Annotated in this window: 20 protein-coding genes; 15 read left to right on the top strand and 5 right to left on the bottom strand. The window is 44.9% G+C overall.

What is annotated here, in order from left to right; genetic code table 11:
* Positions 1–16: 16 nt before the first annotated feature.
* Together QZW47_RS27520 and QZW47_RS27515 are read left to right on the top strand one after the other, a co-directional pair.
* Entirely contained in the window at positions 17–3,010 is a 2,994-nt protein-coding gene (locus QZW47_RS27520; RefSeq protein WP_293134652.1) for an AAA-like domain-containing protein, read from the top strand.
* Positions 3,011–3,124: 114 nt separating this feature from the next.
* A complete protein-coding gene (locus QZW47_RS27515) occupies positions 3,125–4,183 on the top strand; it encodes a TrkA family potassium uptake protein (RefSeq protein WP_293134650.1) in 1,059 nt (352 codons plus the stop codon).
* Positions 4,184–4,457: 274 nt separating this feature from the next.
* On the opposite strand, the gene QZW47_RS27510 is transcribed toward QZW47_RS27515, so the two are convergent.
* Entirely contained in the window at positions 4,458–6,887 is a 2,430-nt protein-coding gene (locus QZW47_RS27510) for a bifunctional serine/threonine-protein kinase/ABC transporter substrate-binding protein (protein WP_293134648.1), read from the bottom strand.
* 960 nt (positions 6,888–7,847) lie between these two features.
* Here QZW47_RS27510 and QZW47_RS27505 point away from each other — a divergent pair.
* Positions 7,848–8,045: a hypothetical protein gene (locus QZW47_RS27505; RefSeq protein WP_293134645.1), complete on the top strand. Its 198-nt coding sequence runs from the start codon at positions 7,848–7,850 to the stop codon at positions 8,043–8,045.
* Positions 8,046–8,187: 142 nt separating this feature from the next.
* Here the strand turns inward: QZW47_RS27505 and QZW47_RS27500 are convergent, their stop codons facing one another.
* Positions 8,188–9,195, bottom strand: coding sequence for a hypothetical protein (locus tag QZW47_RS27500; RefSeq protein ID WP_293134642.1), 1,008 nt, complete (start codon positions 9,193–9,195; stop codon positions 8,188–8,190).
* On the bottom strand, positions 9,195–9,455 hold the full coding sequence (locus tag QZW47_RS27495) for a hypothetical protein (RefSeq protein WP_293134639.1): 261 nt from the start codon (positions 9,453–9,455) through the stop codon (positions 9,195–9,197). The genes QZW47_RS27500 and QZW47_RS27495 overlap by 1 nt, the downstream gene beginning before the upstream one ends.
* A 127-nt stretch (positions 9,456–9,582) precedes the next feature.
* Here QZW47_RS27495 and QZW47_RS27490 point away from each other — a divergent pair, with 127 nt between their 5' ends.
* From QZW47_RS27490 to QZW47_RS27445, 10 genes are all read left to right on the top strand, one after another.
* Complete coding sequence (locus tag QZW47_RS27490) at positions 9,583–10,167, top strand: hypothetical protein (protein ID WP_293134636.1); 585 nt, start codon at positions 9,583–9,585, stop codon at positions 10,165–10,167.
* Between the two features lie 2 nt (positions 10,168–10,169).
* Complete coding sequence (locus QZW47_RS27485; protein WP_293134633.1) at positions 10,170–11,054, top strand: hypothetical protein; 885 nt, start codon at positions 10,170–10,172, stop codon at positions 11,052–11,054.
* Positions 10,969–12,936 (top strand): hypothetical protein, encoded by a 1,968-nt coding sequence (locus tag QZW47_RS27480; protein ID WP_293134630.1) that lies wholly within the window; start codon positions 10,969–10,971, stop codon positions 12,934–12,936. The genes QZW47_RS27485 and QZW47_RS27480 overlap by 86 nt, the downstream gene beginning before the upstream one ends.
* A 4-nt stretch (positions 12,937–12,940) precedes the next feature.
* Positions 12,941–13,978, top strand: a complete 1,038-nt coding sequence (locus QZW47_RS27475; protein ID WP_293134627.1) for a hypothetical protein — start codon at positions 12,941–12,943, stop codon at positions 13,976–13,978.
* Positions 13,979–13,989: 11 nt separating this feature from the next.
* Positions 13,990–14,379: a hypothetical protein gene (locus QZW47_RS27470; RefSeq protein ID WP_293134624.1), complete on the top strand. Its 390-nt coding sequence runs from the start codon at positions 13,990–13,992 to the stop codon at positions 14,377–14,379.
* Entirely contained in the window at positions 14,357–15,601 is a 1,245-nt protein-coding gene (locus QZW47_RS27465; RefSeq protein WP_293134621.1) for a hypothetical protein, read from the top strand. Before QZW47_RS27470 ends, QZW47_RS27465 begins: the two co-directional genes overlap by 23 nt.
* Positions 15,602–15,781: 180 nt before the next feature.
* A complete protein-coding gene (locus tag QZW47_RS27460) occupies positions 15,782–16,414 on the top strand; it encodes a hypothetical protein (RefSeq protein WP_293134618.1) in 633 nt (210 codons plus the stop codon).
* A gap of 62 nt (positions 16,415–16,476) precedes the next feature.
* Positions 16,477–16,824 (top strand): hypothetical protein, encoded by a 348-nt coding sequence (locus QZW47_RS27455; RefSeq protein ID WP_293134616.1) that lies wholly within the window; start codon positions 16,477–16,479, stop codon positions 16,822–16,824.
* A 403-nt stretch (positions 16,825–17,227) separates the two neighbouring features.
* Positions 17,228–17,512 carry a hypothetical protein gene (locus QZW47_RS27450; protein ID WP_293134613.1) on the top strand — a complete coding sequence of 95 codons (285 nt, stop codon included), beginning with the start codon at positions 17,228–17,230 and terminating at the stop codon, positions 17,510–17,512.
* Between the two features lie 174 nt (positions 17,513–17,686).
* A complete protein-coding gene (locus tag QZW47_RS27445; protein ID WP_293134610.1) occupies positions 17,687–18,205 on the top strand; it encodes a C39 family peptidase in 519 nt (172 codons plus the stop codon).
* 173 nt (positions 18,206–18,378) lie between these two features.
* Here QZW47_RS27445 and QZW47_RS27440 read toward each other — a convergent pair whose 3' ends face one another.
* Positions 18,379–18,609: a hypothetical protein gene (locus QZW47_RS27440; protein ID WP_293134607.1), complete on the bottom strand. Its 231-nt coding sequence runs from the start codon at positions 18,607–18,609 to the stop codon at positions 18,379–18,381.
* Positions 18,610–18,743: 134 nt separating this feature from the next.
* Here QZW47_RS27440 and QZW47_RS27435 point away from each other — a divergent pair, with 134 nt between their 5' ends.
* Both QZW47_RS27435 and QZW47_RS27430 read left to right on the top strand, forming a co-directional pair.
* Positions 18,744–19,052 carry a hypothetical protein gene (locus tag QZW47_RS27435; protein WP_293134605.1) on the top strand — a complete coding sequence of 103 codons (309 nt, stop codon included), beginning with the start codon at positions 18,744–18,746 and terminating at the stop codon, positions 19,050–19,052.
* Positions 19,049–19,627 (top strand): HAD hydrolase-like protein, encoded by a 579-nt coding sequence (locus QZW47_RS27430; RefSeq protein WP_293134602.1) that lies wholly within the window; start codon positions 19,049–19,051, stop codon positions 19,625–19,627. Before QZW47_RS27435 ends, QZW47_RS27430 begins: the two co-directional genes overlap by 4 nt.
* Positions 19,628–19,718: 91 nt before the next feature.
* On the opposite strand, the gene QZW47_RS27425 is transcribed toward QZW47_RS27430, so the two are convergent.
* The gene (locus QZW47_RS27425) at positions 19,719–20,870 is read right to left on the bottom strand and encodes a tyrosine-type recombinase/integrase (protein WP_293134599.1); all 1,152 of its coding nucleotides are present in this window, start codon (positions 20,868–20,870) and stop codon (positions 19,719–19,721) included.
* Positions 20,871–20,886 lie beyond the last annotated feature (16 nt).

Raw genomic sequence — 20,886 nt, 5'->3', positions numbered from 1 at the left:
AACTAAACGCAAGCTTATGATAGTCGATTACCAATATCAAATCGGCGGCAGTCTTCCGCAAGATGCACCTACTTATGTAGTCCGCCAAGCCGACTTTGCACTCTATCAAGCCCTGAAAGCCGGAGAGTTTTGTTACGTGCTCAATTCCCGACAAATGGGCAAATCCAGCTTATTAGTTCAAACCGTACAAAAGCTCTCGGCCGATCGCATTGCTTGTGCTACGATCGACCTTTCGGACATTGGCAGCCAGCAAGTCTCTCTGGATAAGTGGTACGGCGGCGTCGCTTACAAGCTTTTGTGCAGCTTCAACCTGTTTAACCCCGTCGAGTTTATGACTTGGTGGCGGGAGAGAGAGTTGATGCCGCCCGTGCAGCGCTTAGGAGAGTTAATTGAGGAGTTGCTGCTGGCAAAAATTGCTCAACCGATTGTCATTTTTATTGATGAAATTGATAGTGTTCTCAGTTTTCAAGAACCGCTAGATGATTTTTTTGCTCTAATTCGATCTTGCTACAACAAACGCGCTGTCAAGTCAGAATACCAGCGGTTAACTTTTGCTTTGCTGGGAGTTGCTTCGCCGTCTGATTTGATTTCCGATCCAATCCGCACGCCGTTTAATATCGGTTTGGCTATTGAATTATACGGCTTTAATTTACAGGAATCTCTGCCTTTAGCTAAGGGATTTGAGGGAGAATTTGACAATCCTCAAGAGGTTTTACAAGAGATTTTGGATTGGACGGGAGGACAGCCGTTTCTGACTCAAAAGCTTTGTAAGCTGATTCTGCAAAATATTAAATGCTTAGGAGATACTTCTATTATTTATGGTGTAAATGAGGAAATAAGGACTGAAGTCCTTACTACGAACCAATTATTAATTGGTGAAATAGTACAATCTCAGATTATTGATAATTGGGAATCCTCCGATGAACCGGTACACCTCAAAACAATTCGCGATCGCCTTTTCAGAAGTCAGTACCGCGCTAGTAGGTTGTTAGGACTATATCAAAAAATCTTGCAAGTCGATTCCCCCCAACCCCCCTTAAGAAGGGGGGAGGAAATGCAAGTCGATCCCCCCCAACCCCCCTTAAGAAGGGGGGAGAAAATGCCAGAATTCCCCTCAGTCAAATTAACCAGGAATGAGGAACTTTCAGAACCCCCCGATTGTAGGGGCGGTGCCCCCGTGCCCGCCCTGGCAGGGGGGATCTGGGCCGATAACTCTCCCGAACAAACAGAATTGCGGCTGAGCGGATTAGTCGTAAAACGAGCCGGAAAATTAACTGTATCCAACCGCATTTATGCAGCTATTTTTGACCAAAACTGGGTAGAAAAAGCACTCGGCGACTTGCGCCCCTATGCCGAATCACTAATAGCATGGATAGCATCAGATTGTCAAGATGAATCTCGATTGTTGCGCGGTCAAGCATTGGCAGATGCGCGAGAGTGGGCTGCTAATAAAAGTTTGAGCGCGCAAGATTATCAATTTTTAGGTATTAGCCAAGAAGCGGAATTTGCCAGGTTTCGCGATCGCGAAAAAAAAACTCAAGCTGAAATGGAGCAACTGCGCCGCGAAAAAAAGTTACTAGAGGAACTTGCAGAAGCACAAAAACAGAAAAGAATTACTCAATATAAGTTATGGCGCGAGTACAACATCAGATTAGCACTTCTTACAGGAGGCGCAGCAATATTAATATCAATCCTGATTGTAGCATTTTGGGTGAAACCGTCAATCGAAGAAAGAAATAACAAAATTCTGACTCTCAGCGTACTATCAGAAACGCTATTTGCTGCTGATAAAAAAGACGAAGCTTTGCTAGAAAGCATCAGGGCTGCTACTGAAATGAAGCGATCGCTCGGAGTGAGTTCAGAAATTCAGACGCGAGTGGCGATCGCCCTAGAACAGGCAGTTTACAGATTCACCGCACGCCGCAGCTTCCAGAGTCAAGCCAGTAACCTTGCTTTCGCGAGCTTCAGTCCCGACAGTCAAATACTCGCTACAGCTACCCATGACAATGATATCAAACTTTGGCAAACTAATGGAACTTTACAAGCAACATTGACCGGGCATACTGATAAAATTATAAGTGCAATCTTCAATCCTAGCGGTCAGATAGTTGTTTCTACCAGCGACGACAAAACTGTCAAGATTTGGCAAAATAACGGAAAGTTGATGCACAATTTAACAGGACATAGCGCTAAACTAACCAGCGTTTGTTTGAGTCCAGATGGCCAAACAATTGTTTCAGCAAGTGCCGACGGAACTGTTAAGTTTTGGCAAATTAACGGGCAAGAATTGTTAAGTTTTAAAGTAAATCAAGGTTGGATAACTCGCATGACTTTTAGTCCAGATGGTCAGATACTTGCGGCGGCTGGCAATGATGGCACTGTTAAAATGTGGAGTTTGACAAAACTTGTGCAAAAAATGCAAAAACAGCAGTCAGTCGAGGCAAGTAGCGATATCAAGTTGCTACAAATTCTACAGATTGATAGCGAGCAAATTGTGAGTGCAAGTTTCAGTCCCGACGGAGAAATGCTGGCGGCGGCAAGTGCTGGAGGAACTGCGATAATTTGGAGCAAAGACGGTATACCGCTAAGTATTTTAAAGCATACAAGTGGATTCACAAATATTAGTTTTAGTCCCGATAGTCAAATGTTGCTATCTGCAAGCAAAGATAAGATATTGAGACTCTGGAAAGTTGACAGCAGGGCAGGTACGGGGGCAGGCACGGGGGCAGGCACGGGGGCAGGCACGGGGGCACTTCCCCTACACATTTTAAGAGGTAATAAGGCTGCGGTTTCGAGTGCGAGTTTTAGTCCTGATGGTAAGGCGATCGCTAGTGCGAGTGCAGATGGTACGGTGATACTGTGGAATCTCGATCTTGACGATTTGTTGGTGCAGGGCTGCAATCGGGTACGGAATTACTTTCAGACAAATGCGATCGCCAATTCGAGCAATCGCCACCTCTGTGATGGCGTTAAAAGTCGATCGGGGCTAACACCAAAAAAACCCGGTTAAGAGGCAAAGTCTTGAGTTTCGCACCAAAATATCTACACAAAAACCTGGTTTTTGGACAATTCTGGATATGTTTAAATTTAGTAGCATCTAATAAATAATAGGTCAGGGCGATCGGTGTATTCAACTCTAGAGCAAAAGTACCAGCGCCTGCAAACACAGTTAACGGGCGGCATCATTAGCCTTGGTGGCATTTTCTGCACCGGTACTCTCTGGTATTGGCAGGTAGAAAAATGGCCTTTACTGGATGCCGCTTACATGACAGTATTTACCTTAGCAACTGTCGGATATGGCGAAATTCATCCCCTCGGCAGACGCGGGCGAATGTTCACCATGTGCCTGATATTGATGGGCGTGATTGCTATTGGTTATATCGTCAACCGCTTTACAGAAGCGCTGATTCAAGGATATTTTCAAGAAGGAGCAAGAATTAGGCAACAGCGGCGTTTGGTAGATTCTTTGATCGGGCATTACATTCTCTGCGGTTTCGGGCGCACTGGGCGGCAGATTGCCTTGGAATTTCAGGCAGAAAACATTCCTTTTGTGGTGGTAGATTTGGCGGTACAGTCGGTGCAGGCTGCTTTGGCGCTGGGGTATACGGCGGTGCAGGGAGACGCGACTCTGGACGAAATTTTGCTAAATGTGGGGATCGATCGCGCACTTTGCATAGTAGCAGCTTTACCGTCGGATGCCGAGAATTTATACACTGTACTGTCGGCGAAAACTCTGAATCCGAAGGTACGGGCGATCGCCCGTGCGACTACAGAAGAAGCAGTAAAGAAGTTGCAGCGGGGCGGTGCTGATGCGGTTGTATCCCCCTACATTACGGGCGGTAAACGCATGGCAGCGGCGGCTTTAAGACCTCAAGTGATGGATTTTTTAGATGGGGTTTTGACGGGCACTGATAGTTCTTTTTACATGGAAGAATTTCTGGTAGATCCCAATAGTTGTGTCTACGTCGGACAAACTTTGAGAAATGCTAAATTGCGATCGCAATCCGGGGCGTTAGTTTTAGCGATACGGCGCGCTGGCGGGACTTTGATTGTCGGGCCAACTGGAGAAACTGCGATCGAAGGAGGAGATACGCTAATTTGTTTGGGCACCGCCGAACAATTGCGAACTCTCAATCAAATCCTCAGCCCCCTGAGTTTTCGCCTCCCGCGCCCTCCAAACTAAATTGAAGAAGGACTAAAGTCCTCACTACAAACGGTTAATTAGGTTCGTAGTGAGGACTTTAGTCCTTTCTTCCTTCTGACTAATGACTGATGACTAATGACTAATAGACAAGATTGCAAAAATAGCTAGGAACGGGCAAGATGCCCGTTCCACAAATTTTTTTTCTGTGGAATGGGCATCTTGCCCGTTCCAAAAGCTGATTAAAAAGACTTTTGGAAGAAATATAATGACAAATGACAACTGACAACTGACAACTGACAACTGACTTCTAATATCAATCGCACTTTAAACCCGCTGCTGTGGCTGTCGGAAATTCGATCGGCACAAAAGTCACCCCAAACTGCTGCTGAGAACACTTGACAATATGCACCAATTTAGGACTAAAATTTTTGCGTTCTCCCATTGTGTCAAACTGAATTGTTCCCGTGGCTCCGGTAGCGCTAAAATTTGGATCTGCCATAGTTGTTTGCATCCCTTCCCGGCTGGGTTGTGGCTGCATCTCTATCGCTTGAATCAGCGTCTTTGCCGCATCGTAGGTTAACGCAGTGCGGTGACTGACATCTCCTTTCCAAAGCTTGCGAGTATCCTCAATAAATTTGCGGTTGGGAGAATTTAAAGGATGCCAAGAGACTGCTGCTGCGAATTTATCATAAGACGGTAACTGACTGGCAGCTTCTAAGGTTTTTTGACCGTATATTCCCCCGGTACCGACAACCCAATTGCGATCGAGATTGGCTTGAAAAAGTGCCATCGCATTATTGACAGAAAGTGGGACGTGACTCGGATTTAAAACAATCGTTATTTTTTCAGTTTCCCCGACTTCTTTGATGGCTTTTTTTACGTCAAAGTCGCTTTTCGACAAATCAAACTCTGTGATATTTGCAATAGTTCCTCCCCGTTCTCTAAACTGTTTTCTAAATTCTTCCCAAAAAGTCGAGATGGATTCGCTTCTGGAGTTGTAGAAACCTGCTATTTTGGTTTGACCTTGCTTTTCACTCAGATATTTTGTGAATACTTCAACACTAACTTTAGTGCTAGGAACAGTTCTAAAGAAAAAATTCCGGCGTTTTTCTGTGACTACTTCTGTTGTACTCCCTGGGGAAATTAATACTAAATGATTTTGGTTGTAAATATCGACTGTATGGGCTGTTGTTGGGTTAGTGTAGTGACCGATCGCACCCAAAATACCTGTGAGTTTGACTAGGGAATTAGCACGGGCGATCGCCTCTTCTTTGAGATTGGCATCGTCAGCAATTATGACTTGTAAACCTTTGCCTTTAATAGCTTGATTTTCCTGAAACTCTAAACCCTTTAGATTGCGCTCTAGGTCAGCGTTGAATAATTTTAAATTAACTTCCGTTTGCGCTTGAGCAACTCCCCGCAGGATTTGTTTAGCCAAATCGATTTCGGCTCTACCTTGTTCGTTTATGCCAACTGGAACGATAATGGCGATTGTGTAATGCTCGACTTTTGTCGCCTTGAGCAAGGCATTATTCATATAAATCAAGGTTTCGGGATCTTTTTGTTCTTCTTCTATCCACGACCTTTTAAAGAAATTAAATGCTTCCCGATAATTGTGTTTTGCAAATTCATTCAGTCCGCTTTGCTTTAATCGAGGGTTCGAGGATTTGAGGATAGATTCTTCGCCGCAGCTTAAAGCATCACCTTGCACGAAAAGGCAAGTTTTTGGGGTAAGAGTGTTGTGGAGAAAAAGGCCGATCGCAATTCCAGCCATAATTCCTGCAATTCCTAGCAGCAGCAAGCGAAAGTGCGATCGAGAAAACCTATTGCGTTCCGGCGGTGACGGTCCAGATACGGGCGGATTGTGTTCTAAATGTTGTGGTGGCGGTGGCTGCAATGTGGCGATCGAATTCAAATCCTGCAAAACTTCAGGCGCAGATTGGTAGCGATTTGTGAAGTAGTAGCGCACCATTTTGTTTAAAATCGTTTCCATGTCGCCACTAATCTGTACCATAGGGCGATCGGGAGTAGAATAGCGCCAAACGATATCACCCTGCCCCGAATCTATCAAGAAATCTTTAGCAGGATGCAAGCCAGTCAAGCCTTCAATGGCAATAATACCCACAGCATAAATATCGCTACAACGCCGAGGATGACCCTTCAATTGTTCGGCTGGCGCATATCCTTCGGTATAAATAGTTCTACTTCTAGTCTCTCCCGAATCTGTGATTTCTAAGGAACTGATTTCTTTGACAGCCCCAAAATCAATCAGAACTATTCTGCCATCGCAATCGCGCCGAATTAAGTTAGAAGGAGTGATATCGCGGTGAATGACATTATTTTGGTGAACAAAAGCGATAACTGGCAAGATATCCTGCAAAAAATCAATTACTTGCGTTTCATTCCATTGGGGATTTTGATTAAATTGTTCCCTGAGCGAACGTCCTTCAATGTATTCTTGAATTAAATAAAACTTTTCATTGTCTTCAAAGCTCTCGAATAACTGCGGAATCTGCGGGTGTCTGCCCAATAGGTACAAAGCTTGAACTTCTCTTTCAAATCGATCCCTTGCTTCTGGTAAGAGTTGGGAATTGCTGGGCTGCTTAATTTCCTTAACGACACACAGGCGGTTATCGGGTATGTCTAAATCAGTAGCTATATATGTCCTTGCAAATCCTCCCCGACCTAATTCACTAACAATTTGGTAACGTTGGCGCAGGATATCTCCTGGTTGCAGGCACATAAATTTTTTGTTATTCTTTAACAGGCTGCGATGTTCAGTTTGATTCTACCGCATTTTTACTGAGATTTATGATGTGCGGTCGATCGATGAATGAGGACTAAAGTCCTTACTACAAACCTAATTAATGGTTTGTACTGAGGACTTTAGTTTTTTCTCGGAATCAGGACTAAAGTCCTTACTACAAACCTAATTAATGGTTTGTAGTGAGGACTTTAGTTTTTTCTTGGAATGAGGACTAAAGTCCTTACTACGAACCTAATTAATGGTTTGTAGTGAGGACTTTAGTTTTTTCTTGGAATGAGGACTAAAGTCCTTACTACAAACCTAATTAATGGTTTGTAGTGAGGACTTTAGTCCTTTCTCGGAATGAGGGCTAAAGTCCTTACTACGAACCTAATTTATGGTGAAATTTGTGGCTTTAGTTTTGCAAAAATCCTGAAACCCAAAGCCGATGGCGGGATTTGAACCCGCGACCGACCGATTACGAATCAGCGAGGACTAGCGAGGACTGAGGCGGAACCAATGGTTCCGGGTTGATCTTAATCGATTTTCAATCAGGGCAAATAAGTGATAAGCGCCCTGAAAGGTCTGCCGATCAGTTGCGAGGAATTGTTTGCCGTCAGGTTTATCTGAAACATCCCGCCGCTCAGGAAGGCCTCGTACTGGAATCCTGGGATCGCGAGTTAAGCACAAGTTCTAAACAAAAAAGCGCAGAGTTGGCGCTCTGCGGTTTTTGCGTTTTGGGGGGGGGATCGATTACGAATTAGCGAGGACGATAATTGGTGAACCGGAACCATTGGTTCCGGGTTTGACTTACAGTAAAAAATTGTGCCAACCACCAAATTTTACCGCAAGGTATGATAATAATCATGGGCGAACCGGGGCAGCACCGGCGCTGGAGCGAAAGCTTTCGTGAAAGCTCGTGCAAGGGCTAGCCTAGTTATTTTCTGGTAGCCAAATATGAATGAACAACAAACCCAAATTTTACTAAGTAGCATAGTTCAATTAATCTCAAAGATTTCGGTAGCGCTGGTGAACTGCGATTCTCGCCTTAAAGCTTTAGAGAATCAAGAATCACAAGAAAGCGCTGCCGCTTTTCTGCAACTTAATCCCTTGATTGAGGCTTTGCAACAACAAGTTAACAGCGTCGTGCCGTAAAAGTAAATTTACTAAATCTCACAAACTAAAAGCGCCAAAATTTGGCGCTTTTAGTTTGTGAGATTTGTTACTTCAGTGGCGACGCCAGGGAAATTGTCGAGGCGATCCGAAAATGTTCTTTTCTTCAATCAGGACATCAGATTTAATTTATATAGCTGACTAAAATCTGAAATGGTTTGCCTAGTATGAGTGCTGAATTCCCAGCCTTAGTGTATATTGTCACGCGATCCGCATTCCAGCCATAAAGAATTATTTCGTAGCCAGGGCTGATAATACCAGCACCAGGCATCATCCACACAGTCGGAAATGGTCGAACAGACAGAACCGCTCCAATAATTTTACTTGGATCAGAGATTCCATGGAAAGGAGCGGCTCCTTCTCCTTGAGTAAGCGGGGTAATACCTGTTATTAATTTCTGTTTAACAATTGTTAAGTCGTCGAGTCTATTTGTTATGACTTTTGATGCGATGTTTCCGTCATGAATCAGGGCTCCATCAAATCCATCGGCATTACGGATTCTGAGCGAATCATTTCCGTATCCCAAGTGATAAAGAGCCGTCCCCGTAAACCCTGCACGATGGAATCCTATTGCTGGGTTACTGCTATCGGTCGTCCGAAGCTCCAGGTGGTTTTGCCCCGCACTATAGCTAACTGCGGACATTGCAGGATTATTTTTAATAATTGCTTGACCGCCTGTCAGCGCTAAAAAAGCATTTGTAATCCGTGTCCACAGACTGGGATGCGGATCTGCTTTCGCTTCGTGATTTGCGATCGCTGCTGCTGTTTCAGCGTCTCGGGCAATCAGCGCGGGAATATCCGCATCGGTCAGAGCTACTGTGCTTTGCCTGTACCGCCCGTCGCCCTCGGCTTGCGTCAAGTAAACCGGGTGCGGATCTGCTTTCGCTTCGTGATTTGCGATCGCTGCTGCTGTTTCAGCGTCTCGGGCAATCAGCGCGGGAATATCCGCATCGGTCAGAGCTACTGTGCTTTGCCTGTACCGCCCGTCGCCCTCGGCTTGCGTCAAGTAAACCGGGTGCGGATCTGCTTTCGCTTCGTGATTTGCGATCGCTGTCGCTGTTTCAGCGTCTCGGGCAATTTCCGGCGGAATACTAGGCTCAGGGATCTGGCCGCTTAAATTTAATAAGACCATTAGACCAGCGTCGCCTCACAAATTTGGCAATTGCTGGTACCACCAGACCCCATCAAACTAATAGCTCCCAAGTACCGAGGTTCACCTGGATCGGGATACCAATAAAATCCAGGCTGGAGCACTGCCTCATAAAGCGCTGCGGTTACCGTGGCTCCTTCCCGCATCAGTACCGGATTGGGGCCCAAATTATATATCGAATAAGTAGCGCGATTTGCGTTTGCCGCCACTTGTGGAGCAGTAAATGCGGAGGTAATAGCCACGGTTGTGCAAACTTTTGCGTTTCGCACATCTTCTGAGATGTTTATGCTCGATTGGGTCTGGGGACTTAAATTACTAAAAGGCATTTTTGTATATGATAGATACATTAACTATACAATTATATACTAAGTGACCAACATCACGCTTCCGACAACACCCGGCACAGTAACTAGCACCACTCTGGAGGGAATGATTTTTCAACTGGCCTGGAACTTTGGAATAAACGCTGAAAAGGATTTAATCAAAAATCCCAACCAAGTAAGTTACGTCACGGCCGGAATCGAGCCGGAATTTACATATGAAAATTACCCGGCAGCCACGGCTGGCCGAATGGTGATAGAAGTTACCGGCATTCCGATAATCACGGTGGCGTCAGCGCCTCCTTACCCCGGCAGGTCGATCGCGACTGTGCCTGACTACCTGATCGGATCTGGCTTCCTTCCCGGCAGCGGCGGAACCCCGACTTTTTTACTGGCAGGGACTAACTGGTGTCAACAGCTTTGGGATGGCATTCTGCTGCTTCATAGACTTCAAATTCAACCAGCAAAAAATCCACTGGGGTTGAATTTAGTTTCTCGGTGGAGCATCGAATCAGGAATCACAAACAGCGTTACCAATGCAATAGGTAATGCCAGCCTAGAAATTCCCCTGCTCTTTACTGCAATTGGTGGATTTCCTACTATTTCAGCAGCAGCACCAATGGGGAATTTATAATAATGTTTAGTGAAAGTCGGCCGGAGATAACTGGAATCTTTCAAACCAATTTTGGACAAAATGATGGAACAATCAAGACCATAGTAGACTGGCCCGCAATTTGGGCTGCTTATACACCCCCTGCTGGATGGGCGATTGCAGGACGGGCATCGGAGATTAGATTTATGCAAGCAATTTACAATCTCCCCAGTATCCGACGTGCACCTGTGCCTGAAATAAATGCCTATGATGCCGATGAAATTACCCGCACCAAAATGCTAGAAAACTTTAGGCTAGCTCCTTGTAAAGCAATTAAGTTGTCCGTAGACTTAGGTGATGGAGCGTGGCAAAATCGCTCTGAAATCTGGATTCAAAACGTGGGGCAAGAAGGCTTTAAGGAGCTAAAAATGCCTTACTTGTCCGATGCTTCTGGATTTTGGGGGAGCACTCAGAAAATAGGCGCCGAAATTATTCCCGCCGGTTTTCCGGTAGTTGGCGATGGTCTTGGGGTGAACGACTACGTAAGAATTCACGGGTCATACCGTATCATCCCGACTTTGGTGCCAGACTTGGCCGCTAAACCTTTCACCAATGCTCAGGGATTTTCTGTAAACGTGGGTACCTCTTCTCCGGTACAGGTGCTTCCTGCTAGAAATTCGCGATCACTCCTACACCTCACATCTAACGGGAAAATCTGGTTTAGTTTTGCGGATTCACCAAGCGGCGTCACGCCAAATGGAGCCTGTGCATTTCTTTCGGCTGGCGGTGCGCTCTCCTATGAAAATGGGCACCTTGCTTTTGACGGCGGGCGGGGAGAAATTATTGCCACGCAAAATACTCTGGGATTTCCACTTTGGGCGATCGCGGAATTTTCAGCAGCCGCAGTTAGTGGCACGGAGTATTTTTAAAATGGCTAAAGTGTCGATCGATCCTCTCAAGGAAACAGTGAAGGTAGGCTTTGATGTCGGTATCGGCAAAGCCAGTATTAGCGTCGGCCCTTCGGGGCCAAAAGCCGAAATTGGAGTTAATTTGGGGCCGATCGGCAAAGCTGGTATCACCCTAGGCCCCTCTGGCCCCGGAGTGTCGATCGGGCTTGGGCCGGTGTCGATCGGCATGGGCCCAAATTCAGCCTCTGGATTTGAATCCATGGTGTGGGATTTTGGGGTGGCCCGCCAAACCACAAAGCAAGTTGGGTGCACCATTACCCGCGAAACGTGGATTGTTGGTGCTGGGGTCTTGGAATCAGAAAGTTGGACTGATCCAAAATGCGAGCTTCCACCCCAAGAACCGCCTCTACCACAACCCTCGCCACAGGCGCTAGGCAAGCCCGTAATCAACGATTATATTCCGCCAGGAGACCCAGCTTGCGTGGCCTTAATTTCTGTTAGGGCAATCGTTTTAGATTACTTTAGCGGGATACCTTGGTGGTGCTGGGTGTATCCCCACGGACGTGATGGCAGGGATACTAGGGCAAGCTCCACGGCGGAATTAAAAATTCACCCCGAGGATGATGCCAATCTTGAAAACTTTGATTTAAGCATATGGCCACGATACAGACTTGTTGGTCAAAAAAATATGCAAGTCGTAAATACTGAGTGGTCGGCACTTGATTCGGCTTCGCCGTGGAATGGCACTGGGAAGCGAAAAGTAACAGCGTTGTTCAAGGGGCCGATAACACTCGGTCACGCTTGGAATAGCAGAATTTCTCCTGAGATAACCCTACGAAATATCGGCATTAACGAAGTATCAAGAAGCTTTGAAAATGAAATAACAAATGTAGGGGCTCACACCCCACAAGAATTTACTTTTATCTTGGCCTATGGTAAGGCATCTAAAATAAACGAGCATTTCAATGCCTTAAATAAATCATCGGCAAACAATGTATCAGAAGGACACTGGATAGAAAGAACCAATGGCGGACTTGAATTTCCACTTGGTGCCGGACCTTGTACCGGGTCGAGGGTATATATTTATTCGTTACAGCACACGATAACGAGATTTGTTACTCGTAAGCCAACTCCGCCCAAATCACCACCCAACAAACCCCCAGAACCTATGGATAAAGCTTGCTGCGCGATGATTAAAGAGCTGCACGAATTCTTTCAAGTGGAGCGCATAAAAAATAAAGGATTTGAAATACCAAATCGGCTGCAAATAGCAGGCGGTGAGGGAGAGGCAAAGTACAACAATTGGATGCAGATAACTGAGGCTTTAATCAGAATATCTGACCACCTAGGCTTGCATCCACTAAGCGTATCGGTAGCAGATTTGCGTTCCGACATCGAAGGAAACCAGACCTTTGGAGCTAATTTTGCTAGCGGCACTCAAGGTATTCAGGCTGCTATGAGTCACCTCTGGCTCAGCGGCGGAAAGTCTGACACCATCACAGCTTTTTTATATAAATTGAGTGTGCTTACAATTCAGATGATGCTGCTGAATTGCAAGCAATCGGGTGATTTGCAAGCTTTGAAAGACATGATCGGAGGCAGCACGAAACCGAGCGTTGAAACAGTGCGAACCCCGCTAAATATAGCAGCGGGTGTCAAGGATTCTAGTAAAAAAAATAGAGGTAAAGGGTTCGGCAAAGAAAAGGGGCAGTCCAAACAGCCTATCGCCGAAAGTGTCCCGGAATTCGATCCAGCAATGGCAGACCCCAATACTTTATTTCCAGAATTCTTAAAGAACAGGGACAACGAAATATCAATAGAACAATTTGATGGAGACAAGGATATCTACGATTTGTTGACACTGATTATCTTAAAAATTGAAAAACTAGAATATAGAGGATAAACGTATGTCATCAAATGACAAAAATCAACCTGGTGGTGTTAAGGCTAATGAAACTTCTTCGGCTGCCTCACATTATTTCGATGCTGCCAAAGACTGGCTAGGTAAGCAGGGCGCTAAAGTTTCCGAGTGGATGGCAAATCCATCGATTGATTTGGGAGGGGTGCTTGGGAAATACATCGACTACCTTAAATCCGCTGTTACCAAGATAGGTGAGATTGCTCAAGCTATTTCTCCGCAAGGGATATGGGACTCAATATCTAAGGCGGTAGGTATTGGAGCATCAAAACTTAAAGAGAAACTGAAAACAGGATTTTTGAAGCCATTGATTATTGTCAAAGACAAAATTATTGGGCAACTCAACAATCCCGAGGGTCAAGGGTTGGCAATATTTGGGGCACTATCGGCAGCAATTATAGGAGGCGGCGTTTTGCTTGGAGCCGGGCCCGAAACCGTGACAGGAATGTTACGAATTTCACAGTTGGCATACGCATTCAACTTTAATCAAACCGACGAGCAGATTAATCGGCAAATTGAGGGAAACATTAGCAGTTTGTACAGCATTACAGGCGAATCTTTTGGCTCGGGGCTTGCCAGCTTTGTAAGCGGGGGGGTTTTTAGTTTCCCCCGCGTTCAAATAAACATGACAAAAATTTCTATTTTATGGAGGGCTTTAAATGAAGAGGCCCGAACGCAATTAATGACGCAGCTTAAGGGTCTTTCTAGAACTGTATTTTTCACGGGGCTAAAAATGATGATGAATTTGTTTTACAGAGATGGAAGAAAGATGCTGAAGCAACTAGCCAAAATTGAGCCAAATCACCCACTCATGAAATTAATCCCGGGCGGAGCAGAAACAGTACAAAAATGGGGTGGTGGTGGAGAGCCCTGGAGCCTAGCCTTATATGTTCAGAAAAAAATCGAAAACACTCAAAGCAACCCAGTTACCAAAAATCTTGGGTTATTTTTAGAGGGTTTCGTAGAGGGTTTTGGCGAGGGGCTGCAAGACTTTTTACCCGATCTAGTTCGTCAACCAATCGTGTAGAGCAAAATAAAATGGCAATCAAGAGACAGCGAACCAAACGACCAAGACTGACCGACAAAAAAGGCAAGATGCTTTCCCCAGAACAGGCTGGGAAAAATATTGATAATTGGGTAGAAGGGGAGTTTGAGGAAGAGCTGAGGATGACTGCGTTTCTAGATGTCAATACCCGGCGCCAAATTCGGCTCGCAACCGGAGTGGGTGACATGAAATCCTTTGTTGAGGAATTTAACAAGGGGTTTTCTAACACTTCTCAACTTTCAATTGAAGATAAACCAAGGGCTGGTGAGGAAGCTTTTGGCGAAGCTTGGCAAAACCGACCCAAATTAAGAAAAATTTCCCAGGAATACAGAATTAACTACAGAAAAGGAGGTACCCCTGGTGGCGGCACCCAAACGACCTAAACCTAGAACTCCAGGCAGCGGAAAGCCTAGAGGGGATAACGATCCAACCGACTTCTCTAGATTCGAGCGAATAATAACTAACGAGGTAAACAAGCGAGAAGCCCCTACCTATATAGAAGGTGAGAAAATATCTTCCAACCTGGAGGATCGTTCGTACTTTGATGTATACGAATTCGATTTCGGTCGGCTCGATGACGAACCACCGCTGATAATTGCTGGGAACGACGCTCAGATTGCCTTGCAAGCATCCTTACTAAGAGCAATAGATCAGCTTCTCACCGTAAGGGGATTTGGGTATTTCAACTTTGCGGAATGGGCTAAACAGTTTGAACTGGGATTTGATAAATTTGAAAGTGCTGAGTCAAGAACCGCTGCAAAAAAAAAGGACAAGGAAGTCTGGCCTGGAATTTCTAGGGAAAACAGGCCAAAAATAGTAGAGCTAAAGCCAGTTGCTAAAGTGGATTCTGACTATTTTGATTACAAGGTAGTTCGTTTTTTCCCCAACAGGCAAAATAAAGAAGACTGGAATATTTTCACTGGATCGTACAGAGAAATCGCTCAACAAATTATAAATTGGTGGAACCAAAAAAGTGATGGTGCGGGAAGCAGCTCTCAACCGAGGCTCACTTCGGACATCTCTCGTCTGTCAAAGCATCCGTACATCTCCCTTCACTTCAGAGAAGATATAAACAGCGGGAGAACTACCGGGACTCCACTCGAATCAGAGATAAGTTTTCGGCTGATGGATCAGCAGGAATATGATGGGCTAATTCCTGGAGCCAACGCAATCTCTATCGCAGATATAAAAAGATATGCGAAGTCGGTCGAGCGAATCTTTAATAACGCCCCGGACAGACCCTACACAATTGCTAGAGGCCGGGGCAGCTATACCTACAATAACTGGCCCCTAGGCTACAAATTATGGCTTCTAGCCAATTCTGCTTCAGAGGCGGAAAAAGTGTTTAAGGATGTGTTGAAAATCCAGAATCACACATTCGATGAAATTTATATGGGGGTTGGCGCTAGCCGAAATCCTACGAAAAAATATCCTATTGTCCAGCCCAAAAGAAAAGTGTTAAACCAAGAAAAAGCATTGCCCAATCAAAGGCAAACCGGTAAAGTAACTTTCAGGTACGCAAAGTTAGTCCTGCCGATGACAAAAGATAGTCTCGTGCTTACCTCGCGGGCGCCTCGGATGAAGGTGGATGAGCGCCTTAATTAGCCCCAGATCCGTGCTTAACAAAAATTTACATAAAAGGGTAGCAGGACTTTTGAGCGCTTACGGATCATTTAAGTGATCCGCGAAGAGTTAAGACCCATGAAAGCTTTACTGGCAAAGAAGTACAGCCCTTGACAGTTCTTGTCGTAACTTTCAGACTGAGAGAGTAGACAAGGTAATTTTATGCCAGATAATAAATATCAAACTAGAGACGCGGTATCCGTACCGCTAGATAATGGCCTGATTTATGTATTCTCAACAAACGTTGATACAGAAGAAAGAAACAATTTAGGTCAAACCCCACTTCCGGCTGTTGCGCCAGCTTTAGCTTTCATGGGTGGAAATAGTCCTAAGCCGAGGCGGGCGAGACGCCGCACCGCCGATGGGTGGAATTCAAGTTTTTGTTCAGTAACCCCGGCAATTTTAGCCGCCCTAAAGACTGCTGGATGGCAAATATCAAAAATCCCTAAAAAAAGGGGGATTATTACGGGAACAACAGCACGAGCTGTGACTGTTTACGTGACAGTTCGCGGTATTAAATATGCCTGGAATATGCCGCAGGAAACTCGGGTAAAAATCACCGCAGCAACTTTAACCGCCTTAGGTATCCAAATTGCGACTGCCGCGGATATCCCAACTCTAGTTTGGGGAGCTAGCCTCCCCCGCCCAGCAAAAGCTCAGTTTTTCTTAGCCACAGGGCCGGGGAATGGCGACACTCTGAGCACTTTTGTAGGTCAGGCCCAAGAGGACAATCTTCCGGCAGGCTGGAAATTAAAATCTCCTAGACTGATGTTCCCCGGAGATCCGGCAGTATAGTAGTGCTTTGATTCTACTTGTTGCCCTCCACCTTACTTTAACCGCCCCAAACCGATAAAAACATGATAGACACCGAAAAAATCGAACCTGTCTTTAGCGAAATAATCCAAATCCAGCCTAAAGCAACTAAATTTGTTGAAGCCCCAATTTCTGACGAATCTCAAGCCTTGCAATCAACTCCAGAATTCCAGGCCTGGAAAGAATCAAAAATCAAAGAGGCATTGGTGTATGCCCGAACCGCCTGGAAAATGGAAATACCCCGAGAAAAACTAATCCTTCGCGCTGTTGACGATGGATTCCCGGATTTTGACAGGCAACAAATGGGTCACAAAATTCTACTATCAAACCTGTTCTACACCCAGGCAACTGGGGAAAGAACTAATCACTTTATCTGGCGTTCTTTGGATTAATGGTTTGGCAATCATTAGGAAGCGTTATTCCTGAGTCTGTTCTATGGTTGCCATTCCCGGGCAATGCCGGGGATGGTACCGTATTTCGCCTCCAGTTTATTTCTGGAGGTAATATTGAAAATGTATTTAGTTCTCTCTGGTTCCGGAGAATCTGGCAGGCGGGAACCTCCACAAGCTTCAGGGAAAAGGAGGTTGAGCCAGTCCAAAAGCTTTACCCACAGCCTCATTCTTTAATCCTGTGGCTCCCAATCCCTCCGGCACTTAGCGTCGCTGGAATATCCCCAGTTGGGTACGAAGTGCGCAAAAATTTGTGGAGTAGAAAAGGTAACTATTCTGAGCCTAATTGGTATGTAAATTTGGATGTATTTGTTTAGTTACTTTGGTTATTTGGCAATAAAGTAGAATGAATAAAGATTCATATCTTAAGCTGTTGTTAGGCGGAGAAGCTGCTGTTGTCATTTCTTTTCTTGGCTTAGCTGCCACAATTTGGCAGGCTCATAAAGAGCAAGAAAAAGCTAGAAAAGAAGATTCACAGAAAAGAGAAAAAGAAAAAAACGACCGGGCAAGACAACAGGCTCAATCTGAGCAGAGAATAAGTTTGATAGCCCAAGAGGTCAAATTTCAGAGCGGGCAGATTACTTTAATTTTTGAGATACTTTCTCAGTTCACTTTTAATAAAAATGGATAAATACTTTTCTAGGATTGCATTGTCCTGCTTGTGCCTCTGTGCATTAGTTTCATGTCTAGGCTTAGTAATTGTAATACTAGAGTCGCAGCCAATTCCAGAAAGATTGGTAGAGCTAATAATTGCAATAATTGCAGTAATTAGTGCTTTTCTTGCCCCATCGCCTTTGCAAAATAAATGAAAAGACCAGAAAAAGTAAGACTAAATATTTCATACAAATCCCAACTAGATAACCTTGAAAACCCAACAGGGTCTTGTAACGTCACTGCGATCGCAACCTGTCTAAACTTTTTCAAGATTAAAGGGAAAACTCTCGCCCAACTAGAGGATGAGATTTACCGAAGAATGTTGCACGAGGGGCTTAGTCGCCACTCGCCGGCTGACTTGGCAAAGATGGTGCAAGCCCACGGTCTGAAGGACGATTTTACTGTCAATGGAACATTCGATCGCTGCAAAGACCACCTTGCAGCCGGCAACCCGTGCGTAATCCACGGGTATTTCACATCTTTCGGCCACATTATTACGCTGGTTGGCTACGATGACGAGGGATTCATCGTGCATGATCCCTACGGCGAGTGGCACTCCACTGGCTATGACACAACTGTTAGCGGAGCTTACTTGCATTATTCATACGACCTTATTCGACGCACCTCAGCCCATGATGGGGAATTCTGGGTGCACTACATAAGTAAGTAAATTGGTCAAAAAAACGGCGTCAGTTGAATAACTGACGCCGTTTTTTTATGGAATTAACAATTAAAAAATCAAATCCGCTTGCTCCTCACCGCTTGAATCACGATTCACTAGAAGAGCCTGACACTCATCTAGTAAATCCTCTGGAGGCTCTGATTGAGCTTCCAGGTAGGCAATCACCTTAAGCAGAGCGGGTGACTGAGCGAATAGGCGATCGCTCTCACCCATTTGGAGATTAGCTGATTGCGATCGGTAGCAGATGGCATCAAATCCCAAAAAGCATCTAACTCCTCGGCGGGAATCAGAATATTAGCCTGAGTTGGTTTCCTACTGGTCGAAACATTGGGTTTTCTTCCGCCGTTTCTTCCTCTGGGTAAAACTTTGGAGGTTGTGCTATTTTTTTTCATAAAATCACTTGACAGGGTACTTTGATTTTACTATTTTGGAATCAAATAGGCGACAAGCACTGCAATAATATAAAGTTCATAGCAACAAGTTATCTGAATTTCAAAAACGGTCAGGCTCTAGTGGTTAAGGGATTATGCACAAAAATCTGTACGATCGCATCGTATTATACGCACAAGACATCGCACTGGGCAATCCATTACCCAAATTCAATTTTCACTGGCAAAACGATGGACTAGAAACTGCTCGTGAAGTATACACAAGAATCCGTTTTTTTGGCGGCGAGACTGCTGAAGAAATAGCAAGTAATCTTGAAATTTCGCCAGAATACGCAAAACAAATCATTCTTGCTTTGCAAAATGGCGGAGTTCAGATCGGGGCCGTTAGTGAAGAATCGAATGTTAACGGGCGACACAAGCACAAATATTTTATGAGGGCATCATGACCAAAATCTTTTTCTTTGACTTAGATGGCACATTGCGTCAAACCAAATCAGGCAAAACTTTTATCAACGAACCCGAAGATCAGCAACCGATCGCCGGTGCTGAAAAAGCAATTATTTACTATCAATCAAAAGGATTTGTCTGCATCGGAATTACAAACCAGGGCGGTGTCGCTGCTGGTCACAAAAGTCTGGAAAGTGCGATCGCCGAACAACGAATTACTTTAAGTTTGTTTCCACAGCTTTCGGAGATTTTCTTTTGTCCTACGTGGGGAGAAAGCTGTTGCCAAGTTTCTCGGGATAATGAGCCGTTGCCTTTCAGTGCCCCAGAATCTGGAGATAGCGTAATATCTTGCAGAAAACCAGGGCATGGAATGCTATTGCTTGCGTCTCAAAGTTTTGGACTTGATGACGCTTGGATGACGGGCGATCGACCCGAGGACAAGCAAGCAGCCCTAACTGCTGGGATAAACTTTATTCCAGCAGATGTGATGCTGGCAAAATTCACACCGGGGATGACTGAGATTCCCTGTACTCACACTGATCAAAATGTGCTGCTAAAATTCCTTGCACTTTGAATACAAGTTTTGTTTTCCCAAGTCCCCTTGAAAAAACGGGGGCTTTTTTTGTGCTGGGATGACCCCGATAGTGGAACCATTGGTTCCGCTGTCAAAATATCGGCACGGGTATTTTACATATAATTCCAGCATAGTGCTGGTAGATCATGGCTGGCGAGTTGCCAACCCAAGCCGCCACCTGTACCGGTGCAATACCAGCTTCTAGGCATCGCGATATAAAAGTATGTCGGGTGTTGTATTGAATGCGGTAGGCTTCGATTTTGAGGTCAGTAGCGAGTTGCCTGACTATTCCCAGGCGATCGCCTTTCCCATACCAAGCATTTCGTAGCTCGCAGTAGGTGATGGGTGTATTGTCAGCCCTCACAAATACTGATATTTCTGGCCCGTAGTTCTCGGGCTTGATAGTTAACAGCAATTTTTTTAATTGCTCATTGCATGGAAAGTATCTTTCCGTGCTTTTTGTTCTGTCATTTCTATATGTACCGCCGACTCCCGTGACTACGGTTTCCCTGAAATTAATAGAGTCTTCAGCTATATGTTGCCATTGAAGCCCCAGGGCTTCGGATGTTCTGCATCCGGTAAGAAAGAAAAATTTAATAAGACAAGTTAGATCGGAATAATTTTCCGAATCTTTAAAGGCGTTAATGATTGCCTGCTCTTCGGCTGATGTAAATGGGTGAATTTTGTTTTTGGATTTTGAAGTTTTTAGCTTGATATCAATTTTAGAGAATGGATTGCTTTCTATTATTGAGCGCTGAACCGCCCAGTTGCAGGCTGCATTTACCTGCATCAAAAATCTTCTGGCAGTATCCACAGGAAGATTCTCGATCGCCCAATCTTTGAGGCTGATGGCTTGTGATTGCAGCTTGAACGGGCTGCGCTCCAAATTTGCAATAGTTACTAAATATCCCTTTTGGGTACTTTTGCTGGTGATTCTTTTTCGGGAATTGGTGTATTTAGTATAAATCTCAATAAAAGTAATTTCTTCATGTTTTACTTCTATTGGTGGGGCTTCATACACTTTGCTAGAATATTTCGATAAAGTAGGATCGAAATTGCCCGATAAAATATCTAATTCTATCTGCCTTGCTTTGATTTCTGCAAGTTTTCTATTTTCAGAGTTGTCAGCTAGTTCTAGGTACAAGTATTTTTGCTTTCTATCTTCCCATATAGTTCGCGGTAGGCGCAATCTGAGCCTACCGCGAACTAGGCTAACAGATACCAAGGTTACGCGGTTTTTCATGTCTATATGCCTAAAA

The organism is Microcoleus sp. bin38.metabat.b11b12b14.051, from assembly GCF_013299165.1.
Taxonomy (GTDB): domain Bacteria; phylum Cyanobacteriota; class Cyanobacteriia; order Cyanobacteriales; family Microcoleaceae; genus Microcoleus.
The sequence above is the reverse complement of the archived record's forward strand: the minus strand, read 5'-3'. Positions and strand labels throughout refer to the sequence as shown.